General features: G+C 73.4%; 19 protein-coding genes. 10 read left to right on the forward strand and 9 right to left on the reverse strand.

Annotated features, from left to right (window positions below; genetic code table 11):
- Positions 1–15 precede the first annotated feature (15 nt).
- The 5 genes from ACZ7EC_RS08370 to ACZ7EC_RS08390 all read right to left on the reverse strand — a co-directional run bounded on the left by ACZ7EC_RS08370 (position 16) and on the right by ACZ7EC_RS08390 (position 5,992).
- A complete protein-coding gene (locus ACZ7EC_RS08370) occupies positions 16–1,521 on the reverse strand; it encodes a phytoene desaturase family protein (RefSeq protein WP_471059416.1) in 1,506 nt (501 codons plus the stop codon).
- Positions 1,522–1,579: 58 nt separating this feature from the next.
- Positions 1,580–2,182, reverse strand: coding sequence for a DUF4126 domain-containing protein (locus tag ACZ7EC_RS08375; RefSeq protein ID WP_471059418.1), 603 nt, complete (start codon positions 2,180–2,182; stop codon positions 1,580–1,582).
- A 312-nt stretch (positions 2,183–2,494) separates the two neighbouring features.
- Positions 2,495–3,124: a TetR/AcrR family transcriptional regulator gene (locus ACZ7EC_RS08380; RefSeq protein WP_471059420.1), complete on the reverse strand. Its 630-nt coding sequence runs from the start codon at positions 3,122–3,124 to the stop codon at positions 2,495–2,497.
- Between the two features lie 47 nt (positions 3,125–3,171).
- Positions 3,172–5,256 (reverse strand): YhgE/Pip family protein, encoded by a 2,085-nt coding sequence (locus tag ACZ7EC_RS08385; RefSeq protein ID WP_471059422.1) that lies wholly within the window; start codon positions 5,254–5,256, stop codon positions 3,172–3,174.
- Entirely contained in the window at positions 5,243–5,992 is a 750-nt protein-coding gene (locus ACZ7EC_RS08390; RefSeq protein ID WP_471059424.1) for an ATP-binding cassette domain-containing protein, read from the reverse strand. Before ACZ7EC_RS08390 ends, ACZ7EC_RS08385 begins: the two co-directional genes overlap by 14 nt.
- Before the next feature lie 163 nt (positions 5,993–6,155).
- Between ACZ7EC_RS08390 and ACZ7EC_RS08395 the strand changes: the two genes are divergently transcribed.
- The 3 genes from ACZ7EC_RS08395 to ACZ7EC_RS08405 all read left to right on the forward strand — a co-directional run bounded on the left by ACZ7EC_RS08395 (position 6,156) and on the right by ACZ7EC_RS08405 (position 8,364).
- On the forward strand, positions 6,156–6,740 hold the full coding sequence (locus ACZ7EC_RS08395) for an SAV_6107 family HEPN domain-containing protein (protein ID WP_471059427.1): 585 nt from the start codon (positions 6,156–6,158) through the stop codon (positions 6,738–6,740).
- A 135-nt stretch (positions 6,741–6,875) separates the two neighbouring features.
- The gene (locus tag ACZ7EC_RS08400; RefSeq protein ID WP_471059429.1) at positions 6,876–7,703 is read left to right on the forward strand and encodes a class I SAM-dependent methyltransferase; all 828 of its coding nucleotides are present in this window, start codon (positions 6,876–6,878) and stop codon (positions 7,701–7,703) included.
- 277 nt (positions 7,704–7,980) lie between these two features.
- Positions 7,981–8,364 carry a DUF3040 domain-containing protein gene (locus ACZ7EC_RS08405; protein ID WP_397986388.1) on the forward strand — a complete coding sequence of 128 codons (384 nt, stop codon included), beginning with the start codon at positions 7,981–7,983 and terminating at the stop codon, positions 8,362–8,364.
- A gap of 143 nt (positions 8,365–8,507) precedes the next feature.
- Here ACZ7EC_RS08405 and ACZ7EC_RS08410 read toward each other — a convergent pair whose 3' ends face one another.
- The 4 genes from ACZ7EC_RS08410 to ACZ7EC_RS08425 all read right to left on the reverse strand — a co-directional run bounded on the left by ACZ7EC_RS08410 (position 8,508) and on the right by ACZ7EC_RS08425 (position 14,081).
- Positions 8,508–10,868: a transglutaminase TgpA family protein gene (locus ACZ7EC_RS08410; RefSeq protein WP_471059431.1), complete on the reverse strand. Its 2,361-nt coding sequence runs from the start codon at positions 10,866–10,868 to the stop codon at positions 8,508–8,510.
- On the reverse strand, positions 10,865–12,220 hold the full coding sequence (locus ACZ7EC_RS08415) for a DUF58 domain-containing protein (protein ID WP_471059433.1): 1,356 nt from the start codon (positions 12,218–12,220) through the stop codon (positions 10,865–10,867). Before ACZ7EC_RS08415 ends, ACZ7EC_RS08410 begins: the two co-directional genes overlap by 4 nt.
- Positions 12,220–13,260 (reverse strand): AAA family ATPase, encoded by a 1,041-nt coding sequence (locus ACZ7EC_RS08420; RefSeq protein ID WP_471059435.1) that lies wholly within the window; start codon positions 13,258–13,260, stop codon positions 12,220–12,222. The genes ACZ7EC_RS08415 and ACZ7EC_RS08420 overlap by 1 nt, the downstream gene beginning before the upstream one ends.
- A gap of 272 nt (positions 13,261–13,532) precedes the next feature.
- Positions 13,533–14,081 carry a beta-class carbonic anhydrase gene (locus tag ACZ7EC_RS08425; protein WP_471059437.1) on the reverse strand — a complete coding sequence of 183 codons (549 nt, stop codon included), beginning with the start codon at positions 14,079–14,081 and terminating at the stop codon, positions 13,533–13,535.
- A 417-nt stretch (positions 14,082–14,498) separates the two neighbouring features.
- Between ACZ7EC_RS08425 and rsmH the strand changes: the two genes are divergently transcribed.
- The 7 genes from rsmH to murD all read left to right on the forward strand — a co-directional run bounded on the left by rsmH (position 14,499) and on the right by murD (position 23,602).
- A complete protein-coding gene (gene rsmH, locus ACZ7EC_RS08430) occupies positions 14,499–15,455 on the forward strand; it encodes a 16S rRNA (cytosine(1402)-N(4))-methyltransferase RsmH (RefSeq protein ID WP_471059439.1) in 957 nt (318 codons plus the stop codon).
- A gap of 57 nt (positions 15,456–15,512) precedes the next feature.
- Positions 15,513–16,061 (forward strand): cell division protein FtsL, encoded by a 549-nt coding sequence (gene ftsL / locus ACZ7EC_RS08435; RefSeq protein ID WP_471059441.1) that lies wholly within the window; start codon positions 15,513–15,515, stop codon positions 16,059–16,061.
- Positions 16,062–16,066: 5 nt separating this feature from the next.
- Entirely contained in the window at positions 16,067–18,019 is a 1,953-nt protein-coding gene (locus ACZ7EC_RS08440) for a peptidoglycan D,D-transpeptidase FtsI family protein (RefSeq protein WP_471059443.1), read from the forward strand.
- Positions 18,020–18,182: 163 nt separating this feature from the next.
- Positions 18,183–19,703, forward strand: coding sequence for a UDP-N-acetylmuramoyl-L-alanyl-D-glutamate--2,6-diaminopimelate ligase (locus tag ACZ7EC_RS08445; protein WP_471059445.1), 1,521 nt, complete (start codon positions 18,183–18,185; stop codon positions 19,701–19,703).
- A 4-nt stretch (positions 19,704–19,707) separates the two neighbouring features.
- On the forward strand, positions 19,708–21,114 hold the full coding sequence (locus ACZ7EC_RS08450) for a UDP-N-acetylmuramoyl-tripeptide--D-alanyl-D-alanine ligase (protein ID WP_471059447.1): 1,407 nt from the start codon (positions 19,708–19,710) through the stop codon (positions 21,112–21,114).
- A complete protein-coding gene (mraY, locus tag ACZ7EC_RS08455) occupies positions 21,111–22,184 on the forward strand; it encodes a phospho-N-acetylmuramoyl-pentapeptide-transferase (RefSeq protein WP_285553910.1) in 1,074 nt (357 codons plus the stop codon). The genes ACZ7EC_RS08450 and mraY overlap by 4 nt, the downstream gene beginning before the upstream one ends.
- Positions 22,166–23,602, forward strand: coding sequence for a UDP-N-acetylmuramoyl-L-alanine--D-glutamate ligase (murD, locus tag ACZ7EC_RS08460; protein ID WP_471059449.1), 1,437 nt, complete (start codon positions 22,166–22,168; stop codon positions 23,600–23,602). Before mraY ends, murD begins: the two co-directional genes overlap by 19 nt.
- The last annotated feature ends 38 nt before the right edge of the window (positions 23,603–23,640 follow it).

The raw sequence follows: 23,640 nt of genomic DNA on the forward strand, positions 1-23,640 counted from the left end.
GCCCGGCTCACGGGGTCACTGCGAGCCCCGGAAGTCCGGCCCCTCCACGATCAGCCCGGACACCAGCGCGCCCGACATGCCCGCGTGCGGCAGCCCGCCGCCGGGATGGGACCAGCCGCCGACGGCGAACAGGCCCGGTATCGCCGTGGTGTTGGCCGGGTGCAGCACGCCCTGCGGCGCGGCCAGGGCCGGCGGCGGGACCGCGCCCCCGGTGGCGCCCGTCTCCCGCGCGGTGTCCAGGGGAGTGCGTACCGCGCGCCACAGGATCCGCTCCCCCAGGCCGGGCACGGCGCGCTCGGCCGCGGTGATCATGCGCTCGGCGAACGCGTCGGCGACACCCGGCGCACCCCAGTCGTACCGCGTCGCCGCGGGGACCGTCGCCGTCAGCACCATCGATTCGTGCCCGTCGTCGGGGCGCAGCGCCGGGTCGTCGGGCCGGTCGACGCGGACCGTCGGCAGCTCCGGCGGGGTGCCGTGCCGGAACAGGCCGAGTTCGCCCTCGGTGTCGGCCGAGTGCACCACCGTGCGATGCGCGGCGCCGGGCTCGCGGGCGCCGCGCAGGGCGAGGCAGACCACCAGCCGCCCCGGAAACCGGTCCTCGGGCTCCGGCGCGACCGCCCCCGGTCCGTACGGCGCGCCCTCGACCAGACCGCCCAGCCGCCAGGGCTCCGCCCCGACCACGAAGTCGGCCCCGGCATGCGTCCCGTCGGCCAGCTCGACCCCGGCCGCCCGGCCGTCCTTGTGCAGTACGCGGGTGATCTCGGCGCCGAAGACGAACTCCACCCGCCGCGCCAGGCACCGCTCGTACACCGCGCGTGCCAACTCCCTCATCCCGCCGCGCACATACCAGGTGCCGAAGGCGTGCTCCATGTACGGCAGCACGGCCGCGCTCGCCGGGGCGGTGGCCGGGTCGACGCCGTAGGCCAGGGCGTATCCGGCGAGCAGCGCCGAAAGCCGGGGGTCGCGCAGCTCCCAGGCGCCGATCTCGGCCAGGGTGGCCGCCCGACGGGTGCGCAGCAGCCGCTTGTGCGGGACCGCCGGATAGGGCTCCTTCTGGGTCAGCACCCGCCAGTCGGGCCACAGCGGCTCCTCCAGCAGCGGCCGGCGGGTGCGGTCCCAGGCCTCGCGGGCCCGCACCAGGAAGTCGCCCCAGCGGCCGCCCGCGCCACCGCCCAGCGCTTCGTCCAGCGCGGCGACGACGCCGGCGCGCGAGGCGTTCGGCAGGGCGGCCTCGGTGCCGTCCGCGAAGAGGTGCCGTGCGGACGGGTCGACCTGGACCAGCTCGACGCGGTCCTCCAGCGGCTCCTTGCCGGTCTTGACGAACAGGTCGCGGTAGACGGCGGGCAGCGTCAGCAGCCCCGGACCGGTGTCGAAGCCGAATCCGTCCCGCTCGAAGCGGCGCAGGGCACCGCCGTAGGTGTCCGTGCGCTCGTACACCACCACCCGGTGGCCCGCGACGGCCAGCCGGGCGGCGGCCGCCATCGCGCCCATACCGGCGCCCATCACCGCGATCCGTGCCATGTCTGCGACTCTAGCGACCACCACTGACAATCCGGCCGCCGGGCGGGGTCCGGGCAGCTCAGGGCACCCGCGGGGCCGGCCGGCGCGCCTCCCGGCGCTGGGCGCGGCGGCGCAGGAAGCGCCGGATGCGGGAGACGAGGAAGAACAGCGCGGCCAGTCCGGCGGCCAGCAGCACCGCGGCGACGACCGCGGCGGCCTGCGGATGGAAGATCGCGAAGGAGACCAGCGCGCCGACGCCCAGGTCCTCGCCGATGCTCAGCGCGATGTTGCTGAACGGCTCCGGCGAGGCGTTGACCGCCATCCGTGTGCCGGCCTTGACCGAGTGGCTGGCCAGCGCCGTCGCACCGCCGATCAGCGCGGCCGTCACCTCGGAGTACGAGCCGCTGTGCCCGGCGAGCAGCGCGCCCACCCAGGCGCCCGCGGCGGGCCGGATCACGGTGTGCACGGAGTCCCACACCGAGTCGACGTAGGGGACCTTGTCGGCGGCAGCCTCGCACAGGAACAGCACGCCCGCGATGATCAGCACCTCGGGCCGCTGGAGGGTCCGGGGCACGTCGTCGCTCACCCCGGTCACGCCGAACAGGCCGAGCAGCAGCACCACCGCGTAGGCGTTGATGCCGCTGGCCCAGCCACTGGTGAAGACGAGCGGGAGCACGGACACGCAGGCGATCGTAGCGAGGGCGCAGGGCGGTCGTCCCGCGGCGGGTACGCGCGGTCTGAGTATCCGTACCTAGGTCACCGGATGAGTAGGCGCACGGATGTGCCGGCGGGGGCCGGCACGGGAGAGTGGAACCCGGCAAGGGGGCGCGGCCCGGAACCGCCGGCACGGGGCGGCGGAACGGCGCCCGCAGCCTGGCCACGACCCAGGGGGAGACGGGGGAGACGGGGGGTACGGGGGGAGCGCGAAGGCGCCGGTCCGGGAGCGGACCGGCGCCTTTCGCATGCCGTGCGGGGGTGCCGCCGACCCGGTGGCTCAGACCCTGCCGCTGACCCGGCCCTGGAGCAGCCGGGACAGGGCCGCGTGCACATCGTCCAGGGAGCGCTGCGGCTGGAAGGACTTCCAGTCCAGTGCGGCCACCAGGACCATGCCGACCAGGGCCGCCGCGGTGAGCTGGACGTCGATCTCCTCGCTGAACTCGCCGCCCGCCACCCCCGCGCGCAGCACGCCCTCGACCACGGCGACGGCCTCCTGGCGCACCACCATCAGCGTGGACTGCCAGGCCCGGTTGGTGCGCCACAGCTCGGCCACGTACAGCTGGGTGAAGGCCGGATAGCGGTCGATGAAGACCAGGCCGGCGCGGACCATCGCGTCCAGCGCGTCCACCCTGCTGCCGCCCTCGTGCGCGGTCTGCTCCGCGGCCTCCTTCAGGGACGCGGTGAGCAGGCTGACCCCGTGCCGCAGCAGCTCCTCGAAGAGGACCGACTTGCTCGCGAAGTTGTAGTAGACGGTGCCCTTGGCCACTCCCGCCCGCTCGGCGATCTCGTCCACGGTGGTCGCGGAGAAGCCCTGCTCGGCGATGAGGGTGACGGCCGCCTCGTAGAGCTTCTGCCGGGTCGCCTCCCGGCGCGTGCTGCCGCCGGACCTGGCGCTGCTGCTTTCCATGGCACCGATTCTCACAGGTGCCGGGGCCTGCCGGGCCGGTGCGGGGCTCACAGGCTCAGCTCCGGGTGCAGCCGGTCCAGCGTCCACACCTGCCGCTTGCGGGCCGCGAGCGCGGTCAGTGCGAGGGCGCCCACCGTGAACGCGGTCAGCACCGCGCACGCCTGCCACACCGGGCCGAGCCCGCCGCCCGTGATCAGCCGGCGCAGCGCCGTCACGACGTAACTCATCGGCAGGTACGGGTGGATGAGGTTGAAGAAGCCGGGGCTGGTCTGCACCGGATAGGTGCCGCCCGCCGAGGTCAGCTGGAGCATCAGCAGGGCGAGGACCAGGATCCGGCCGGCCGGGCCGAAGCGGGCGTTGAGCCACTGCACGATGGCCGCGAAGCACGCGGCGACCAGGAGCAGGAAGCCGATGGTGCCGGTGGCCCGCAGCATCCGGAGCCCGATCCCCCAGTGCAGTACGGCCATCAGCGCGCCCACCTGGAGCACGCCCACCGCGACCACCGGCAGCCAGCCCGCGAGCGCGATCCGCCACGCCGGGGAACCGGCCGCCAGGGCACGCCGGTTGAGCGGCGCGATCAGCATGTAGGCCACCATCGCGCCCACCCACAGGGACAGCGGGATGAAGTACGGGGCGAAGCCGGTGCCGTAGTTGGGCGCCTTGTGCAGGTCGTGGGAGGCGAGCTGGACCGGGTCGGCCATGACGCCGGTGCGCCGGTCGCGGTCGTGCTTGTCGTAGTCGGGGATCTTCCCGGCGCCGTCGTGCAGCCCGCCGGCCAGCTTGCCGGAGCCGTCGGTCAGCTTGTACAGGCCGCCGTCGAGGGTCTGGGCGCCGGTCTCCGCGGTGCCGATGCCCGCGTCCAGGGTGGTCGCGCCGGTGTCGGCGGTGGCGAGGCCGGTGTGCAGCTTCTTGGCCCCCTGGGCGACCTGCTGCGCGCCGTCGTTCAGCTTGTCGATCTTCTCGACGGCGTCGTGGACGTCCTCGGAGAGGTGGGGTGCGGCCTTCTGGAGGGCGGTCGCCTGCTTCCGCAGGGTGCCCAGGTTGTCCCGCATGGTCGTCAGATCGCCGTTCTGGTCGGCGATCAGCGTGTCGAGGTCGTCGGCGACGCCGGCCACGTCCTCGGCGGCCTGCTTCGCCTTCTTGAGCTGCGGGCAGGCCGGATCGGGGACGGTGGCGGTCTCGCAGCGCTCCTTGTAGAAGTCCGCGAGGACGGTGGCGGACAGATGCGCGGCCTTCGCCGCCAGGGGCGCGCGTTTCACCAGGGTGCCGAGGTTGTCCTGGACCGTCCTGGCGGAGTCGGCGACCAGGCCCGCGGTGTCCCCGATGGTCTTCTGGTTGGCCTTGAGGAAGGGGCCCGCCTGGGCGTAGACGCCGTCGACCTTGTCGGCGAGCGCCTTGGTGCCGTCGGCGACCTGCTGGGAGCCCTGCTGGAGGTCGCCGGAGCCCGTGTCCAGCTTCTTGATGCCCTTGGCGAGCTTTCCGCTGCCGCTCTTGGCGTCCACCAGCCCGTCGGCGAGGTCCTTGGAGCCCTTCGCGGCCTTCCCCAGGCCGGTGTTCAGCTTGTCGGCGCCCTTGGCGGCGGTGACCGTCTTGTCGTGGATGTCGGAGAACGAGATGAAGATCTTGTCCAGGAAGGACCGCGACGCCTTGCTGGAGGCCGCCGAGCGGACCTCGTTGAAGACCGTGCGGGATATCTGCCCGACGATGTAGTTGTTCGCGTCGTTGCTGCGCACCTGGAGGGCGCCGGTCTCCGGGTCGGCCCCGGAGCTGGAGGCGATGCGTGCGCTGAAGTCGCGCGGCATGGTGAGCGACAGGTAGTACGTGCCGTTCTCCACGCCCTCGCGGGCCTCGGCGTCGCTCACCTCGTGCCAGTCGAAGGTCTTGCTGTCGCGCAGCCCGGACACCAGGTCGTCGCCCGCGCTGATCTTCTTGCCGCCCGCGGTGGCGCCCTTGTCGTCGTTCACCAGCGCCACCGGGATGCGGTCCAGGCGGCCGTACGGGTCCCAGAAGGACCACAGGTACAGGCCGCCGTAGAGCAGCGGCAGCACGAGCAGGGCGACGAGGGCGGCGCGCGGCAGCCTGCCGCGCCCGAAGCGCCGCAGTTCGAGGGCGGCCAGCCTAGGCGAGCGCATCGGCGTCCTCCTCGGTGCGGTCCGCGGGGCCCCGGTCCGCGGCGTCCTCCGCGCCTCCCGTGGACACGGCGGCGCAGCCCTCGGGGGCGGTACGGCACACCGCGAGGACCGTCGTGCCCGCGCGCGCCAGGGAGCGCAGGAGGCCCCACACGTCGGCGCGTTCGGCCTCCGACAGCTTGGTGTCGAGGTCGTCCACGCCCAGCAGCCGGGGCCGGCCGACGAGGGCCAGGGCGATGGACAGGCGCAGCTCCTGCACCCGCTCCAGGTCGCGTACGGCCGTCCTGGGGCCCTTGGGCAGCGACTCCAGGTCGAGTCCGGCCGCGGCGAGCGCCGCGTCGACACGCAGCCGCGCCTCGTGCGAGCGCCGGCCCCGCGGGTGCAGCAGCTCGCGCAGGGAGTCGCCGAACCTGCGCTGGAGCAGGGCGCGTTCGCGCAGATGCTCGCCGACGGTCAGGGCGGGTTCCAGATCCGTCACCCCGGCCACGTTGGCGAGCGCGCTGACGCGGCGCACGGCGGCCAGGTGTCCCGGAAGTGTGGATCCGCCGACGGTGGCTACTCCCTCGGTGGACTTCATCCGTCCGGTGAGCGCGAGCAGCAGACACGTACGGCCGGAGCCGGACGGTCCCTCGATCGCGGTCAGCGAGCCGGGTTCCGCGTCGAGGGTGATGCCGCGAAAGGCCCACCCCCGCGGTCCCCTGAGCCCGAGGTGCTCGGCCGTGACGTGCGCGCCGTCCACAAGCCCCCCTGCGGTTCGGTGTTTTGAACTGACTGGTCAGTACAAAATATGCCCCGTCATCGCCCGGAGCAAAAGCCCAGGTCGGATCGGATTGTCAGTGGCATACCTCACGATGGGGCACATACGGCACCCGTGCCGTGACCCAGACGACAGGAGGTTCGTCATGGCCCACTCGTCCGCGGCCGCCGCATCCCGGCGCCGCCCCCTCGGCCCTGCCCCCTCACTGCACCGCGCCGTCCCCTCCGCGACCGGCCCGGCGAGCGATGTGCACCCCGTGCTCCGGCAGGCCGCCGCCCCGCCCGCCGCCCTCGACCTGCTCGCCCAGGCGCGCGCCGGCCTGGAAGAGGCCGCCGCCCTCGAAGTGCCGAACGAGCGCTATGCCACGGCCCACCTCGCCGCCCTGCGCACCGCCGCCGCCGTGCTCGCCGCCCGCGGCCGCCCCGAGACCACCGCGCGCCGCCGCGCCCGGATCCGCAGCGCCTGGGAGGTGCTGCCCGAGATCGCCCCCGAACTGACCGAATGGAGCGCCCTGTTCGCCTCCGGCGCCGCCCGCCGGGCCCGCGCCGAGGCCGGCATCCGGGGCGCCGCGAGCCGTCGGGACGCCGACGACCTGATACGTGACGCGGCGATGTTCCTGCGCCTCGTCGAGCGGATGCTCGCCCTCCAGCCGGTCCTGCCCCGGCCCCGCCCGGACACCGGGGAGGCGGGCCGTCCGGGAGGCCGCGGTGACCTACCGGATGCGGGCTGACCACAGGTGGTGCGCCCGGCGTCCGCCGAGCGAGACGGACACGGCGGCGGCGCCCGCGATGACCAGGCGGAGCGCCGGAGGCAATAGGGTGGAGAAGCCTGAAAGACGTCCAGCCCTGCCGAGGAGCCCACTGCCGTGTCGGACCCGATGCGCCCGCCCGTCTCCCCTCACCACCCGCATACGGCCTCGCTGCGCTCCGACCGCTCCGGCACCCGCGCCTCGCTGCGCACCGCCGTGGTCTCGGAGGTCCTCCAGGACGCCCTCGACCGGCGGATCAAGGCGACGGGACGGGACGCGCTGGACGTCCTCGACACCGGCGGCGGCAGCGGCAACTTCGCGGTGCCGCTCGCGCGGGCCGGCCACCGGGTCACCGTGGTCGACCCCAGCCCGAACGCGCTGTTCGCACTGGAGCGCCGCGCCGCCGAGGCCGGCGTCGCCGACCGGGTCAAGGGCGTCCAGGGCGACGCCCACGGCCTGTTCGACGTGGTCGAGCGCGGCGGTTACGACGCGGTGCTGTGCCACGGCGTCCTGGAGTACGTGGACGACCCGGCCGAGGGCGTGCGCAACGCGGTCGCGGCCCTGCGCCCCGAGGGCGTGCTCAGCCTGCTGGCCGCGGGCCTCGGCGGCGCCGTGCTCGCCCGCGCCCTCGCCGGCCACTTCACCGACGCCCGGCAGGCCCTCCAGGACCCCGACGGCCGCTGGGGCCCCGGCGACCCGATGCCGCGCCGCTTCACCGCCGACCAGCTGACCGCGCTGGTCGAGGACGCGGGCCTGCGGGTCGGCGCGGTGCACGGCGTGCGGGTCTTCGCCGACCTGGTGCCCGGCGTCCTCGTGGACACCGAGCCCGCCGCGCTGGACGCGCTGCTGCGGCTGGAGGCGGCGGCGGCCGAGCTGCCCGCGTTCCACTCCGTGGCCACCCAGCTGCACGTGCTCGGCGAGACGCCGGGTGCCGCGGAGGTCTGAGTCACGGGCCGACCCGCCGCTGATCAGGGCATCGACGGCGGATGGAGTACAGCACAAGCCCCCCGATCGAGGGGTTTGCGCCGTATGATCGAGGTACACCACCCGGCATGACGGGTCGGCCGCCGGGGAATGGAAGCATCGGCGAGTCGGGACGGCCATGGCGGGACCCCGGTTGGTCAGTTGGCGCAGAGGGGCGGGTTTCACGGGGGCGATTCCCTGCCTATCCTGAAGGGACCCCCCGGGTCGCCCCCGGCGACCGCACGATGAGGAGGACTCCGTGCCGCTCTCGGAGCACGAGCAGCGCATGCTCGAGCAAATGGAGCGAGCGCTGTACGCCGAAGATCCCAAGTTCGCGTCAGCGCTTGAGGGAAGCGGGCTGCGTACGTACACCCGGCGGCGGGTCTACCAGGCGGTCGCGGGCTTCCTCGTCGGTATCGCGCTCCTCATGGCCGGAATGGTCGCCCAGCTGATCTGGGTCAGCGTCGTCGGTTTCCTCGTCATGCTCGGCTGCGCGGTGCTCGCGGTCACGGGCTGGCGCAAGGCGCCCAAGCCGGGGGAACAACCCGCGGGTGCCGTGCGGCGCCCGCTGCGGCCCAAGCGGTCCATGATGGATCGCATCGAGGAGCGGTGGCAGAGACGGCGGGACGAACAGGGGCGGTAGCGCTCCGCCGGTCCGGCCGGGCGTACCTGAGCTTTCCTGAGGGGTGACCACCCGTACCGGTGGTCACCCCTCAGGCGTTGCCGCGCCCGTGCCGCCGCCCCACGGTCCACGGAGCCCCCACCGCGGCGGCGCCCCCGCGGCGGCTAACGCTCCGAGGAACGCGGGCGGCGAACCAGCGGTCGGGCCGCCGTCGCCCGTGCGCGCAGCGCCGACCAGCGGGCGGCGACCGCCCACAGCACCCGGACCGTCGAGCGCGGCAGGAAACGGGCCCGCAGGCGCGTCCCGCGGGAGGCCGTGCCGTAGAGGGCGGCCGCGGCCCGGCGTACGTCGTCGGCCACCCCCGGAGCGGGGCGGGGCCGGGGGGCGTACAGGACCTGTTCCAGAGCGGTGGCGACACGGTGCACCGCGTCGCCCGCTGCTCCGTCGAGACGGCCCAGGCGGATGATCCGGTCGGCCGCGCTCCGCGGCGTCAGCGACTCGTCCGGCACGATGCCCAGGTCCCAGGCGCTGTCGGTCAGCTCCTGCCACGCGGCCGGCGTCCGCGCCGCCGCCCCCTCGCCGGTGCGGGCGTGGCCACCGAGCCGAACCGACCGCAGCCGGGCCCGCCACAGCAACGGCGCGAACGGAACGGCGAGCAGCACCAGCACGGCCAGAGCGATCAGCGCGAACGACCACGGGCCCGGACCGACGCCGCCCCCGGACGGGGCCGCCGCCGGCGACGGCGCGTCGCACATCCCCGGATCGTGCGCGCAGTCCGAACCGGCCGACGGGGCCGCCGAGGGCTGCGCGGAGCCGTTCCTGGACGGCAGCGACTGGTCCGGCTGCGAGGTGCCGGGCGTGACCGACTGGGCGTACGACGGCACCACGCCCCGCGTCGGCGTCGGCTCGAACCGCGTCCAGCCCACACCCTGGAAGTACAGCTCGGGCCAGGCGTGCGCGTCCTTCAGGGTCACCGCCACCGAACCGTCCGCCTGCGGGGTGCCGGGCGCGAAGCCCACCGCGACCCGCGCCGGGATGCCGAGGGTGCGGGCCATCGCCGCCATCGCGAAGGAGAAGTGGACGCAGAACCCCTGCTTCTTCTCCAGGAAGTTCGCGATCGCGTCGGGGCCGCTGCCGACCGCCACCTGCGTGTCGTACTGGAAGCCGCCGTCGGTGGAGAACCAGTCCTGGAGCCGGACGGCCTCCTCGTAGTGGTTCCTCGCGCCGGCCGTGACCTCGCGGGCGGTCCGCGCCACCACCTTCGGCAGCGAGTCCGGCACCGTGGTGTACGCCCGCCGCAGCGCGGCCGGCGGCTCGGGCGCCGACGCCAGCTGCGCCGCGGTCGGCCGCACGTCCAGGCTGGTCACGTCGTACGTCTTGCCGCGCGTGGTCTGGCCGTGGTCGCCCACCAGCGTCATGCCGACCGGTTCGTAGCGCCAGCTGCCGCCGATCTGCACCTTGCTCGGGGGGTAGGGCATCGGCAGCCAGTCCTGGGCGTACCAGTCCGCCGCCTGGACCGTGGTCCGCAGGGTGTCCCGCCGGACGTCCGGGCTCAGCCCGGCCGGCGCCGGGAACGTGTCCGGCACGCCCACGATGTGCCGCTGGGCCGGCTTCCACGTGGTGCCGTCGAAGTCGTCCAGGGAGACGATGCGCAGATACAGGTCCGAGAGGTCGGCGGAGCTGGTGCGCACGGACAGCGCCGTGCGGTCGTCGGTGGTGTTCAGGCTGTCGCGCAGCGAGACCAGCGGGTTGACCGCCGAGATGGTGCCGCCGGGGCCCGTGCCCATTCCGGCGCCCTCCCCGGCCAGCAGGCCGCCCTGCATCGCGGGCAGCGCGAGCGGCACCAGCACGGCCGCCCCGAGGGCGACCGCGCCGATCCGCCGACCGGTGCGCACCGGAGCGAGGGCGCCGCCGTCCGGGTCGCGGGGCGTGGCACCGAAGACGCGGCCCCACTGGGCGAGCCGGTCCCGGCCCTCGGCGAGCAGCAGCATCAGATAGCCGCCCGCCGCCACCAGGAACCACAGCCAGTCCGCTCCGCCGCGGGAAAGCCCGGCGGCCACCGAGTACAGCGCGAGCAGCGGCAGCCCGGCCGGCGCCGCGCTGCGGAAGGTCACCGCGAGGGTGTCCACCAGCAGGCCGATCAGCAGCGCGCCCCCGATCAGCATCAGCCGGATGCCGTCGGTGAGCGGCGCCGGTATCGCGTACTGGCTCACGTCCTGCGCGCCCTGCCGCAGGAGGTCGGCGAGGTAGGCGAAGGTGTCCGGGCCGGGGATCATTCCGGCGATCGCGTGGCCGCGGGCGAAGACGAGGGTGAGCAGCAGCAGCGTGGCCACCGCCTGCGCCACCACGGTCAGCGGCCGTCCGAGCGGTACCCGCCGTGCCGCCGCGCCCACCCCGCTCTGCACGGCCACCAGCGGGACCAGCTCCAGCAGCCAGGACGGTCCGTTCACCAGCGGCAGCAGCGCGCAGGAGGCCATCAGGGTGGCCGCCGCCGCGCACAGCGTCAGCCGCGCCCGCCCGCTCATGCGCGCGCCTCACGCGCCACCGCGGCCAGTCCCGAGCGCTCGCGGTCCGCCTGCTGCCACAGCTCGTCGAGGGCGGCGGCGCGCGGCACCGCGCACGCCGTCCAGCCCGCGTCGCGCAGCAGCCGCAGCCGTTCCGTGTGCGGGTCGCCGGGGGGCGGGGGCTCGGCGGGGTCACGGGTCCAGGCGGTCGGGTCCAGTACGAAGGCGACGGCGCCGCCGCGCCGGCCCAGCCCGGCGACCGCGGTGGCCTGTTCCTCGTCCAGGTCGCCGAGGAAGGCGATCAGCAGGCCCTCGCCGCCGCGCAGCGCGTCGTGGGCCCGTGAGAAGTCCTCGCCGCCGGAGTGGCCGATCACCGCGAGGGTGTCCAGGATCAGCCCGGCCGCGTCCGCGGCGTCCTGGCCGCCGCCCGCGAAGCCCTCGGCGCTCTCGCCGGGCACGGCGCTGCCGGTGTCCGTCAGCAGCCGTACCGAGAAGCCCCGTTCGAGCAGGTGCACCAGGGCGGAGGCGGCGCCGGAGACGGCCCACTCGAAGGCCGAGTCGGGGCCCGCCCCCTCGTAGGCGCCGCCGCGGGTGTCCAGCAGGACGGTGCAGCGGGCGCGCCGGGGCTGTTCCTCGCGGCGCACCATCAGCTCGCCGTAGCGCGCGGTGGACCGCCAGTGCACGCGGCGCAGATCGTCGCCGTACCGGTAGCCGCGCGGGATCATGTCGTCCTCGCCGGCCAGGGCGGGCGCGCGCCGGTGCCCCTCGCCGTAGCCCCTGGCCTCGCCGGCGAACCGGGCCGGGGGCAGCGGGACCACGCGGGGGACGACGGTGAGGGTGTCGGACTCCGCGAAGGAGCGGGTCAGTTCGCACATCCCGAAGGGGTCGGTGAGCCGGAGCTGGAGCGGGCCGAGCGGATAGCGGCCGCGCAGGTCCGAGCGGACCCGGTAGGACACCTCGCGCCGGCCGCCCGGCTCCACCCGGTCCAGCACGAACCGGGGCCGGGGCCCGAGCACGTACGGCACCCGGTCCTGGAGCATCAGCAGTCCGGTGGGCAGCCGGGAGACGTTGTCCATCCGCAGCCGGACGCGGGCCTCGCCGCCGGCCGGGACGCGCGCGGGGTCGAGTGTCCGGGTGCCGGTCACCCGGTGGCGGGTGCGGTAGAGCACGGTCGCGCAGGTCAGCGGGAGCACGGCCAGCAGCAGGCCGACCCGCAGCAGTTCGCTCTGGCCCAGGGCGTAGGCGCAGATCGCGGCGGCGATCCCGGCCGCCAGGAAGGAGCGGCCGCGGGTGGTCAGACCGGCCAGCGCGGTGCGGAACCCGCCCGCCTCCCTGCGTTCGTCCGCCGTCCGCTCCCGCCCCGCGGCGCTCATCACAGGCCCCGCGGGGGCTGCTGGGGATAGGCCGGTACGCCCCGGCCGATGCCGTCGAGTCCGCCGCGCGGGCCCGGAGCCGCGGGCACCGGGGTGTGCCGGAGGATCTCCTGCACCACCTGCTCGGCGCCGCGGCGGTCGAGCTGCGCCCGCGCGGTGGGCAGCAGCCGGTGCGCGAGGACGGCCACGGCGAGTTCCTGCACGTCGTCCGGGAGCGCGTACTCCCGGCCGGCGAGGGCGGCGGACGCCTTCGCCGCGCGCAGCAGATGCAGGGTGGCGCGCGGCGAGGCACCGAGTCTGAGGTCGGGGTGGACACGGGTGGCGGCGACCAGCTGCACGGCGTACCGCCGCACCGGTTCGGCGACGTGCACCCCGCGCACCGCGTCGATCAGCTTCACGATCTCGTCCGCGTGCGCCACCGGCTGGAGGTCGTCCAGCGGGTTGGCCCCGCCGTGTACGTCCAGCATCCGCAGCTCGGCCTCCGCGCTCGGGTAGCCGACGGAGACGCGGGCCATGAAACGGTCGCGCTGGGCCTCGGGCAGCGGGTAGGTGCCCTCCATCTCGACCGGGTTCTGGGTGGCCACCACCATGAACGGGGCGGGCAGTTCATAGGTCTGCCCGTCGATGGTGACCTGGCGCTCCTCCATGGACTCCAGCAGCGCCGACTGGGTCTTGGGCGAGGCGCGGTTGATCTCGTCGCCGATCACGATCTGCGCGAAGACCGCGCCCGGCTTGAACTCGAAGTCGCGGCGCTGCTGGTCCCAGATGGAGACGCCGGTGATGTCCGAGGGCAGCAGGTCGGGCGTGAACTGGATGCGCCGCACCGAGCAGTCGATGGACCGCGCCAGCGCCTTGGCGAGCATCGTCTTGCCCACGCCGGGGACGTCCTCGATCAGCAGATGGCCCTCGGCGAGCAGCACGGTCAGCGCGAGCCGTACGACCTCGGGCTTGCCCTCGATCACGTCCTCCACCGAACCGCGCACCCGCTCCACCGTGGCGCTCAGCTCGCTGAGGCTCCCTCGACCGTCATAGGTCGTCACCCGGCCCTCCTCGGCCCGTTCTCCGCCGGGCCGGCGCGCTTGATCGCGGCCGGCCCACCCCGAAACACGGACACCACGCGGAAATGGTTCCGCGCGATGTCGCACACCGCATTCTCGCTGTCGTTACCGATTCGTGTCACCGCCTGTGGACAACTGCCCGAACGATGTCGGTCGTACGAGCTTTTCGATCAGGCTTTCGATACGTCTCGGCGGGGAACGCCTCGGGGGCGGCAGCCGGAACGGGAGGTGCCCCGGAGCGGGCCGGGCGGCGGTCAGGCCGGGTCGACCTCGCGCAGCGCGCCCGTGCGCACGTCGAAGACGAAACCGCGCACGTCCTCGGTGCTCAGCAGGAACGGCGAGGTACGCACCCGCTGCATCGACTGCCGTACGTCCTGGTCGACGTCCCGGAAAGCCTCCACCGCCCACGACGGGCGCTGGCCGACCTCCATCTCCAGGTCGTGCCGGAACTCCTCGGTGATCGTCTCCATGCCACAGCCGGTGTGGTGGATGAGGACGACGCTGCGGGTGCCCAGCGCCCGCTGGCTGATGGTCAGGGAGCGGATCACGTCGTCGGTGACCACCCCGCCCGCGTTGCGGATGGTGTGACAGTCGCCCAGCTTCAGGCCGAGGGCGGCGTGCAGGTCGAGACGGGCGTCCATGCACGCCACGACGGCGACCTTGAGCACGGGACGGGCGTCCATGCCGGGATCGGTGAATTCGGCGGCGTACCGCTGGTTGGCCTCCACCAGGCGGTCGGTAACGGTGCCGCCACCGGTTATGGCGCCGTCGGATCCAGTGGGAATTGCTGCGGAAGTCGACATACTCATGACGTTACTGGTCACCCGCGGACATGGCCCGCTGTGAGAGCGGACAAAGAACATCATCGTGGCTTGTTGTGAGCTACCCCATACGGACGGCAAACCAGGGCCGGGAGGGTGAATATGTTCGAAAGGCGGCGTCCGTGCGGAGGCGGTGCGCGACGCGCAGGCCGGTTGATTGACCGTGAGACACCGTGGACTAAAGTGACGCGAAGCGGGAGGCGTGGCTCTCCCTGCTGGTGAAACCACGGAGACCCGGCACCCGCCCGGACCCGTCTCCCCGCGTGCGCGGCGCGTACGTACGGCTCGGCCTCCTCCCGCTCCCGGTCGGCTGACGCTTCCGGCGCCGGCCGTCCCCCTGTTCACGAGCTGGCGGGGGCCCGCGGTGCGCACGGCGCCTCGCCGGAATGAGAGGCCCCCTTGAGCCAGAGTCGACACGTCCCGGTGATGCTCCAGCGGTGCCTGGACCTGCTGGCACCCGCCCTGGAGCGCCCTGGAGCGGTGGTCGTCGACTGCACCCTCGGTCTCGGCGGGCACAGCGAGGCGCTGCTGACCCGGTTCCCCGAGGCCCGGCTGATCGGCCTCGACCGGGACAAGGAGGCGCTGCGCCTGTCCGGGGAGCGCCTCGCGCCCTTCGGCGAGCGGGCCACCCTGGTGCACGCCGTCTACGACGAGCTGCCCGACGTCCTCGACCGGCTGGGCGTCCCGCGCGTCCAGGGCGTCCTGTTCGACCTCGGCGTCTCCTCCATGCAGCTGGACGAGGCCGACCGCGGCTTCGCCTACGCCCAGGACGCGCCGCTCGACATGCGCATGGACCAGACGACCGGCATGAGCGCCGCCGAGGTCCTCAACACCTATCCGCCGGGCGAGCTGGTGCGGATCCTGCGTGCCTACGGCGAGGAGAAGCAGGCCAAGCGGATCGTCGGGGCGATCGTGCGCGAGCGCGAGAAGGAGCCGTTCGGCAACAGCGCCCGCCTGGTCGAACTGATCCGCGACGCCCTGCCGCAGGCGGCCAAGCGCACCGGTGGCAACCCGGCCAAGCGCACCTTCCAGGCGCTGCGCATCGAGGTCAACGGCGAGCTGTCGGTCCTGGAGCGGGCGATCCCGGCCGCCGTGCGGGCCCTCGCGGTCGGCGGGCGGGTCGCCGTGCTGTCGTACCACTCGCTGGAGGACCGGCTCGTCAAACAGGTGTTCGCGGCGGGGGCGGCGAACACCGCGCCGCCCGGACTGCCGGTGGTGCCCGAGCGCTTCCAGCCGCGACTCAAGCTGCTCACCCGCGGTGCCGAACTTCCCACCGAGGAGGAGGTCGCCGAGAACCGCAGGGCCGCCCCCGCCAGGCTGCGGGGTGCCGAACGCATCAGGGAGGACGCCGAGTGAGCCGGACGGGTGGGCTGGTCCGCGGGGCCTCGGTCCTCGGAACTCACTGGGGGAGCGGTGCCTAGGAAACCCGAACTGAAAGGGCGGGCCGCCCGGCTCGCCCGGCTCTTTCCGGCCGGCCGCGCCAAGGCCGCCCGCACCCCCTTCGTCCTCCTCGTCGTCCTGCTCCTCGGCGGCGGCCTCATCGGGCTGCTGGTACTGAACTCCGCCCTGAGCGAGGGTTCCTTCAAACTCGCCGACCTCCAGAAGCGGACCCAGAACCTCACCGACGAGGAACAGGCCCTCCAGCGGGACATCGACGCCTACTCGTCCCCCGACGCCCTGCAGCGCCGGGCCCGTGAACTCGGCATGGTCCCCGGCGGCGACCCCGCCTTCCTCGATCCGAACGGCACGGTCAGGGGCGTACCCGGCGCGGCCTCCCCCGCGGCCGTCCTCGACGGCCCGCCCGCCCCCGAGTCCCTGACCCTCACCCCGCCGCCCGGCCTCACGGCCACCGGGACGCCGAGCCCCGCCCCGCCGCAGAACGCCGCCCCGGCGGTTCCCGGCCTTACGGCCCCGACCGCCCTCGCCCCCCAGTCCGCTCCCACCCCGACCCCCGGCAGGTGACGGAAGTGTCCGACAGGGAACCCCCGCGCCGCCGCGTGCCCCGCCCCGCGAAGCCGCCCCGGCCGCAGGGCGCCGGCCGCCGGCAGCAAGGACCCGGCGCCCGTCCCGCCCGGCGCCCGAGCGCGGGCCGGGTGCCCGTGCAGCGCCCGCTGCGGCTCGGCAGCCCCCGACCCCGGCTGCGCCTGGTCGGCCTCGCCCTCGGCCTGGTGCTGCTCACCTTCGTGGTGCGGCTGCTCCAGGTGCAGGCCGTGGAGGCGAGCGCGTACGCCGCGAAGGCCGAGGTGAACCGGTATGTCGTCCACACGCTGGCCGCCGAGCGCGGCGGGATCACCGACCGCAACGGCGTGGCCCTCGCCGTCAGCGAGGACGCCTACGACATCACCGCCGACCCGACGATGTTCAGCGCCAAGCAGCTGAAGATCAGCGACGGCCCCGAGCGGGCCGCCGCGCTGCTCGCGCCGATCCTCGGCCAGGACCAGGCCACGCTGGTGAAGAAGCTGCGGCCCGCCGACAAGAACTCCCGCTACACCCGGCTCGCCACCCGGCAGACCCCCCAGGTCTGGAAGCAGATCAAGGACCTGAAGTCGGCGCTTGCCCAGAAGGCCGGCGCCGTCAACGTACTCGCCGGGGTCTTCGCCGACCCCAGCAGCCAGCGCGTGTACCCCAACGGCGACCTCGCCGCCGCGATACTGGGCTGGGTGAACGCCGACGGCAAGGGCGGCGGCGGCATCGAACGCATGCTGGAGAAGCAGCTCGCGGGCAAGAACGGCAAGATCCGCTACGCCCAGTCCGGCGGCCGCGAGGTGCCCACCGCGGGCTCCGCCGAGACCCCGGCGGTGCCCGGTTCCGACGTCGAGCTGACCATCGACCGCGACATCCAGTGGGCGGCCCAGGACGCGATCACCCAGCAGGTCAAGAAGTCCAGGGCCGACCGCGGCTACGTCGTCGTCCAGGACACCCGCACCGGCCAGATCCTCGCCATGGCCGACGCGCCGGGGTTCGACCCCAACGACCTCTCCAAGGCGGACCCGGACGCCCTGGGCAACGCGGCCGTCCAGGACGCCTACGAGCCCGGTTCCACCGCCAAGGTGATGTCCATGGCGGCCGTCCTCCAGGAGGACGCGGCGACCCCGCTCACCCACGTCGTCGTACCCAACCGGCTGCACCGCGGCGACCGGCTGTTCCAGGACGACGTCGACCACGCCACCTGGAACCTCACGCTCAACGGCGTGCTCGCCAAGTCCAGCAACATCGGCACCATCCTCGCCACCGGCCAGCTCGGCAAGACCCAGCCGCAGGCCAACCAGGTCCTCTACTCCTACCTGCGCAAGTTCGGCATCGGCAGCTACACCGGGCTGGGCTTCCCCGGCGAGACGCCGGGCATCCTCGCGCCGCCGCAGAAGTGGTCCACCTCGCAGCAGTACACGATCCCCTTCGGGCAGGGCTTCTCCATCAACGCCCTCCAGGCCGCCTCCGTGTACTCGACCATCGCCAACGGCGGCGTCCGCATCCAGCCGACCCTGATTCGCGGCACCAAGGGGCCCGACGGACGGTTCACCCCGGCCGCGAAGCCCGGAGAGACCAGGGTCGTCAGCGCGAAGACCGCCAAATCGGTCGCCGAGATGCTGGAGTCCGTGGTCGACGACGAACAGGGCACCGGCATCTCCGCGCGCATCCCCGGCTACAACGTCGCCGGCAAGACCGGCACCGCCAACCGAGTGGATCCGGCCACCGGCAGGTACCGCGGCTACACCTCGTCCTTCGCCGGGTTCGCCCCCGCGGACAAGCCCCGCATCACCGTCTACTGCGCCATCCAGAACGCCACCTCCGGAGGCTACTTCGGCGGCCAGATCTGCGGGCCCATCTACAAGAAGGTCATGGAGTTCGCCCTGAAGACCCTCCAGGTCCCGCCCACCGGCGCGCCGCCCGCGAACCTGCCGGTCGACTACAAGCCCTGACCAGCACCGAAAGCACAGGAATCAGCCAGTGACGACGATCACCCCAGGCCCCGGGAACCACGCGGGCCCCGAGCCCTCGCTTCGCTCCGAGGCCGGTACGCCCGGTACGCTCACCGCCGTGCCACACGCTGATCAGTCCCAAACCACCCAGAAGGGCGCTTCCGTGACATATCCGGGACCGCCGCGACCGGTCCACGTCTCCGCCACACCCCTCGCGGAGCTGGCCGATCAGCTGGGTGCCGCCGCCCCGGACGCCGCCGCCGAGATCACCGGGATCACCCACGACTCGCGCGCCGTCCGCCCCGGCGACCTGTACGCCGCCCTGCCGGGCGCCCGCCTGCACGGCGCCGACTTCGTCACCCAGGCCGCCGGCCTCGGCGCGGCCGCCGTGCTGACCGACCCGGCCGGTGCCGAGCGCGCCGCCGCGACCGGCCTGCCGGTCCTGGTGGTGCCCGACCCGCGGGCCCTGATGGGCGAACTGGCCGCCACCATCTACGGCCGGCCGGGCCGCGACCTGCTCCAGATCGGCATCACCGGCACCTCCGGCAAGACCACCACGGCCTACCTGGTCGAGGGCGGCCTCAAGAGCGCGAAGGCCACCGGTCTCATCGGCACCGTCGAGACGCGCATCGGCGACGAGCGCATCAAGTCCGAGCGCACCACCCCCGAAGCCACCGACCTCCAGGCCCTGTTCGCCGTCATGCGCGAGCGCGGCACCGAGGCGGTCGCCATGGAGGTCTCCAGCCACGCCCTGGTCCTCGGCCGGGTCGACGGCTGCGTCTTCGACATCGCGGTCTTCACCAACCTCAGCCCGGAGCACATGGAGTTCCACTCCGACATGGAGGACTACTTCCGGGCCAAGGCACAACTCTTCACGCCGAAGCGCAGCAGGCTCGGCGTCGTCAACGCGGACGACGAGTACGGCCGCCGCCTCGCCGCCGAGGCCACCGTCCCCGTCGTCACCTACTCCGCCGAGGGCCACCCCGACGCCGACTGGCGCGCCGAGCACGTCCACGTGGGCCCGCTGGACTCGACGTTCACGGTCCTCGGCCCGAACGGCGAGCGGGTGCAGGCCAGGTCGCCGCTGGCCGGACCCTTCAACGTGGCCAACACCCTCGCCGCCATCGTCGCCCTCGCCGCGGCCGGCCTCGACCCGCAGGCCGCCGCCGACGGCATCGCCGCCGTTCCGGGCGTCCCCGGCCGCCTGGAGCGCGTCGACGCCGGGCAGCCCTACCTCGCGGTCGTGGACTACGCCCACAAGACCGACGCGGTCGAGTCGGTGCTCAAGGCACTGCGCAAGGTCACCAAGGGCCGGGTGCACATCGTCCTGGGCTGCGGCGGCGACCGCGACCAGACCAAGCGCGCCCCGATGGGCGCCGCCGCGGCCCGGCTCGCCGACACGGCCGTACTGACGTCGGACAACCCCCGCTCCGAGGACCCGCTCGCGATCCTCGCGACCATGCTCCAGGGCGCGGCGTCCGTGCCCGCGCACGAGCGTGGCGAGGTGCTCCTCTTCGAGGAGCGGGCCGCCGCCATCGCCGCCGCCGTGGGCCGCGCCCAGGCCGGCGACACGGTGCTGGTCGCGGGCAAGGGCCACGAGCAGGGCCAGGACATCGCCGGTGTGGTCCGTCCCTTCGACGACCGCCAGGTGCTTCGCGAAGCTATCCAGAAGACCCAGGGATGAACTTGTGATCGCCCTCTCCCTCGCCGAGATCGCAGCTGTCGTCGGCGGGCAGACGCACGACATACCGGATCCGTCCGTCGAGGTCACCGGACCGGTCGTCCGGGACTCCCGCGAGGTGGTGCCCGGCAGCCTGTTCGCCGCCTTCGTCGGCGAGCGCGTGGACGGCCACGACTTCGCACCGCAGGTCGTCGGGGCGGGCGCGGTCGCCGTACTGGCGTCGCGCCCGGTCGGTGTGCCCGCGATCGTGGTCGAGGACGTCCAGAACGCCCTCGGTGCCCTCGCCCGGCACGTCGTCGGCAAGCTCGGCGCGACCCTCGTCGCCCTGACCGGCTCGGCGGGCAAGACCAGCACCAAGGACCTCATCGCCCAGGTGCTGAGCGACAAGGCGCCCACGGTGTTCACACCGGGTTCGTTCAACAACGAGATCGGGCTGCCGCTGACCGCCCTCACCGCCACCGAGGAAACCCGTTTCCTGGTCCTGGAGATGGGCGCCCGCGGCATCGGCCACATCCGCTACCTCACCGGCCTCACCCCGCCGCGGATCGGCGTCGTCCTCAACGTCGGCTCCGCGCACATCGGCGAGTTCGGCGGACGCGAGCAGATCGCGCAGGCCAAGGGCGAGATCATCGAGGGGCTGCCCGAGGACGGCGCGGCGGTCCTCAACGCCGACGACCCGCTGGTGCGCGCCATGGCACCGCGAACCAAGGCGAAGGTGGTCCTTTTCGGAGAGTCGGCCGAAGCGGACGTACGTGCCGAGAATGTACGACTCACGGACACCGGACAGCCTTCCTTCAGGCTTCACACACCCTCCGGTGCAGCCGATGTGACCATGCGCCTGTACGGTGAGCATCACGTGTCGAACGCGCTCGCCGCGGCCGCCGTCGCCCATGAGCTGGGCATGTCCGCGGAAGAGATCGCCACCGCGCTCTCCGGGGCGGGCTCCCTCTCCCGCTGGCGCATGGAGGTCACCGAGCGCCCGGACGGCGTGACCATCGTCAACGACGCCTACAACGCCAACCCCGAGTCCGTGCGGGCCGCCCTCCGGGCACTCGCGGCCATGGGCAAGGGGCGGCGCACCTGGGCGGTGCTCGGCAAGATGGCCGAGCTGGGGGACGAGGCGCTCGCCGAGCACGACGCCGTCGGACGGCTCGCCGTCCGGCTCAACGTCAGCAAGCTCGTCGCCGTCGGGGGGATTGAGGCCTCCTGGCTGCAACTGGGCGCATATAACGAGGGTTCGTGGGGTGAGGAGTCGGTGCACGTGTCCGACGCACAGGCGGCGATCGACCTGTTGCGCAGCGAGTTGCGTCCGGGGGACGTCGTCCTCGTGAAGGCGTCCCGTTCGGTGGGGCTCGAAGGTGTCGCCGCGGCGCTGCTGGAGACCGGCGCCGAGGGTGAGGTTGCCGCCCGATGATGAACCAGATCCTGTTCTCGGGTGTCATTGGCCTCTTCCTCACCCTGGTCGGCACCCCGCTGCTGATCAAGCTCCTGGCCCGCAAGGGCTACGGCCAGTTCATCCGCGACGACGGCCCGCGCGAGCACCTCAGCAAGCGCGGTACGCCGACCATGGGTGGTATCGCCTTCATCCTGGCGACGGTCGCCGCGTACTTCCTGTCCAAGGTGATCACCGGCAAGCCGCCGACGTTCTCCGGTCTGCTGGTGCTCGGCCTGATGGTCGGCATGGGCCTGGTCGGCTTCCTGGACGACTACATCAAGATCGTCAAGCGGCGTTCGCTGGGCCTGCGGGCGAAGGCGAAGATGGCCGGCCAGCTGATCGTCGGCATCGCCTTCGCCGTACTGGCGCTGATGTTCCCCGACGCCCGCGGCAACACCCCGGCCTCCACCAAGCTGTCGTTCATCACGGACTTCGGCTGGTCGATCGGCCCGGTGCTGTTCGTCATCTGGGCGCTGTTCATGATCCTCGCGATGTCGAACGGCGTGAACCTGACCGACGGTCTGGACGGTCTCGCCACCGGCGCCTCCGTCCTCGTCTTCGGCGCCTACACGTTCATCGGCGTCTGGCAGTACCAGGAGTCCTGCGCCAACGCGCAGACCCTGACCAACCCGGCCGCCTGCTACGAGGTGCGCGACCCACTCGACCTCGCCGTGGTCGCCTCCGCGCTGATGGGTGCCTGCCTGGGCTTCCTGTGGTGGAACACCTCGCCGGCGAAGATCTTCATGGGCGACACCGGCTCGCTCGCCCTCGGCGGTGTCCTCACCGGCCTGGCCATCCTCTCCCGCACGGAGCTGCTGGTGGCCATCATGGGCGGTCTGTTCGTCCTCATCACCATGTCGGTCGTCATCCAGGTCGGCTCCTTCCGGCTCACCGGGAAGCGCGTCTTCCGGATGGCGCCACTCCAGCACCACTTCGAACTCAAGGGCTGGTCCGAGGTCCTGGTCGTGGTCCGCTTCTGGATCATCCAGGGCATCTGCGTGATCGTCGGACTCGGCCTCTTCTACGCGGGATGGGCAGCGGAAAAATGACCACCGGCTCGGCGCCCTTCGACGTAGAGGGCATGCACGTCACCGTCGCGGGACTCGGCGTCTCCGGCATCCCGGCGGCCAGGGCCCTGCACGCGCGCGGCGCGATCGTCACGGTCGTCAACGAAGGCGACGACGCCCGCGCCCGCGAGCAGGCCGAAGGGCTCCGGGCGCTCGGCATCACCGTGCGCCTGGGCGACGGGGCGACCCTCCCGGAGGGCACCGAGCTGATCGTCACCACCCCCGGCTGGCAGCCCGGCAAGCCGCTGTTCCAGGCGGCCGACAAGGCGGGCGTGCCGGTCTGGGGCGATGTGGAGCTGGCCTGGCGGCTGCGGGGACCCGACGCGGCCCCCTGGCTGGCCGTCACCGGCACCAACGGCAAGACCACCACCGTGCGGATGCTCGCCTCCATCCTGGAGGCGGCCGGGCTGCGCACGGCGGCCGTCGGCAACATCGGGGTCTCGCTGCTGGACGCCGTCCTGGGCGAGGAGACGTACGACGTCCTCGCCGTGGAGCTGTCCAGCTACCAGCTGCACTGGGCGCCCTCGCTGCGCGCCCACTCCGCCGCCGTCCTCAACCTCGCGCCCGACCACCTCGACTGGCACGGCTCCATGGCGGCGTACGCCGCGGACAAGGGCCGTATCTACGAGGGCAACCAGGTCGCCTGCGTCTACAACGTGGCCGACAAGGTCACCGAGGACCTGGTGCGCGAGGCCGACGTCGAAGAGGGCTGCCGGGCCGTCGGGTTCACCCTCGGCACCCCCGGACCCTCCCAACTCGGCGTCGTGGACGGCATCCTGGTCGACCGCGCCTTCGTCGAGAACCGGCAGAAGAACGCGCAGGAACTGGCCGAGGTCTCCGACGTCCGGCCGCCGGCCCCGCACAACATCGCCAACGCCCTCGCGGCGGCGGCCCTCGCGCGCGCCTTCGGGGTGCCCGCCCAGGCCGTACGGGACGGACTGCGCGCCTTCCGGCCGGACGCCCACCGCATCGAGCACGTCGCCGACATCGACGGCGTGGCCTACGTGGACGACTCCAAGGCGACCAACACCCATGCCGCGCAGGCATCGTTGGCGGCGTACGAGTCGGTCGTCTGGATCGCGGGCGGCCTCGCCAAGGGCGCGACCTTCGACGAACTGGTCGCCGCCTCGGCCAAGCACCTGCGCGCCGTCGTCCTGATCGGCGCCGACCGGGCCCTGATCCGCGAGGCCCTTGCGCGACACGCCCCGGAAGTACCCGTGGTCGACCTCGACCGGACCGACACTGGGGCGATGCTCCAGGCGGTGACGGAGGCCAGGCGGCTCGCGGTCGCCGGCGACACGGTGCTTCTCGCTCCGGCCTGCGCCTCCATGGACATGTTCACCAACTACAACCAGCGCGGTGACGCGTTCGCGACGGCGGTCGGCGAACTCCGCGCCTGATCCCGGCCGCCCGCCGGGTGGATCCCAGGGAGGGACGC

This window comes from Streptomyces sp. NPDC037203, from assembly GCF_055605065.1.